This is a genomic window from Geodermatophilus sp. SYSU D00705 (assembly GCF_054050135.1).
The window spans coordinates 1-1840 of the sequence record NZ_JBJGYT010000076.1 but is presented as its reverse complement, the minus strand read 5'-3'; the positions used below and the strand labels follow the sequence as shown (position 1 = coordinate 1840).

Here is a 1840-nt window from a genome sequence, read left to right as displayed (position 1 = left end):
GGGGGGGGGGGGGGGGGGGGGGGGGGGGGGGGGGGGGGGGGGGGGGGGGGGGGGGGGGGGGGGGGGGGGGGGGGCCGCCCCCCCCCCCCCCCCCCACGGCACGAGGAGCACCGGCAATGCGGGTGTGGCTCGGCGGCTGTTGCGGTGTTCTGCCCGCTCCTGCGGTGGTGCAGGGCCGCAGAGGCACGCGGAACACCGCAGGAGCGGTCAGTCGTACGGGTTGGTGAGGACGGCGTTGGCCTGCAGGACGGCGAACGTGACCGGCGGGCCGTCGGTGGTCGTCGTGCCCGGGACGTCGGCGCTCGCACCGCCGTCGACGCTGAACGTGCCGCTCCAGGTGGTGGTGAGCGCGGCGGTGTAGGTGCCGCTGCGGTACTCGTGGCTGACCGTGTGGTGCGGGTAGGGCGCGCCGGGATCGGTGCTGATGAGCTCGGTGCCGTCGCCGGTGTGCCAGGTGAACCCGGTGGCCGTGGCGACGATGTCGACGTCGAACCCGCGGATGTCCACGGCGAAGGTCTGCGTGGTCGGACCGTCGGTGTAGAAGACGACGGGCAGGCCGACCAGACCGTTGCCCGGCGGCTGCTGCTGCGTGGGCAGTTGTGGCAGCGGGAGGGTCTGGAAGTAGCGGAACACCTCACCCGGGGACGGCGGCGGGTTGAGCGCCGTGATGTCCACGCAGGTGCGGGTGACGGCCTCCCACTGACCGACTGGGGTGCCTGGGGAGGTGCCGGCCGTGACCGGGAAGCCATCAACTGTCGTGCCATCCGGGAGCACCAGCCGGCGCTGCTCGATCACCAGGAACTGAGCTATGCGGTCCGGCGATGCCGGGCAGAGCCTGTCGTCCTCGGCGCGGCAGCTGTCGCCAGCCGCCGTGTCGTACTCGCACGGCGGAGTCAGTCGATAGGTGTACGGGTGAGCATCGGGGGCTGCTGTCCCGGACACCCAGAATCCCCCAGCGTCACTTGCGGCATACGCGGCATGCAGTTCCCCGCTGCCGGGAGTTACTTGCGGGCCACCGCAGGCTAGGCCCGCACAATCCGCCGTTGCGGGAGGAGGCGACGGTAGGACGGTTGCAGCCAGCACCAAGAGGCCAATGAAGGTAAGTCGCCGCATGTCAACCGATCGTCAATTCGGTCACGATCCACGTGCTCAGGCTCTCGTCCCACTTCAACATGGTTCCTGACTGGAGTTTGCCGGTCGCAGCAGTTGAACGATCGGTCACTTGTTGACCTGACGTGTCGAGTACCGTGAAGGGTCCCTGCTCGTAGACGAATCCGACTTGGGCTGTGTCGCCTTCGAGCAGGCCGGGGCCGGCCTCTAGAAATGTGTAACTGAAGTCGCGATACGCGTAGCCTGCCGCTCGGTCATCCGTGTAGGACTGAACGACTTGGCGACACTGCCTACAGCTCTGACTTAGGTCTAGGAGGGGTTGTGGGTCTCGCGGGCCGTCGGCGATGTAGCCGTTGAGGTCGATGTAATAGCGCGTAAACGCCAAGGCCCCTTCAGGCGTCTTTTCGCGAGCCTCGTCGGGAACTGGGAACTCCGCCGGGCCGAGGGATGGGAGCTCGGCCTCCGACGGCTGGGTCGCGTCCGCGCTCGGCAGCGTGTCGCTGGCCTCCTGCTTCTCCGAGCACCCGCCCAGCAGAGCCACGCCCGCCGCCAGGCCGGCCGCCAGTCGCAGCGTCGTGCGCCGTGCCACGTCGTCCACCCCCGAGTCGTTCGCCCAACCCGCCGGGACACTACGGAGCCTGGCGAACCCGGGCACGCAGCCCTGTGGACAACCACCCGATCGCATTGCCGGTGTTCCTCGCGCTCTGCCGGCGCTGCAGCGCCGGCAGAG

Annotated in this window: 2 protein-coding genes; both read right to left on the bottom strand. The window is 69.6% G+C overall.

The genetic code is table 11. From position 1 onward, the window contains the following. Positions 1–207: 207 nt before the first annotated feature. Positions 208–675, bottom strand: a complete 468-nt coding sequence (locus tag ACI78Q_RS23670) for a hypothetical protein (protein ID WP_456925928.1) — start codon at positions 673–675, stop codon at positions 208–210. A 439-nt stretch (positions 676–1114) separates the two neighbouring features. Continuing rightward, a complete protein-coding gene (locus ACI78Q_RS23665; RefSeq protein ID WP_456925927.1) occupies positions 1115–1708 on the bottom strand; it encodes a DUF6318 family protein in 594 nt (197 codons plus the stop codon). Positions 1709–1840: the final 132 nt, after the last annotated feature.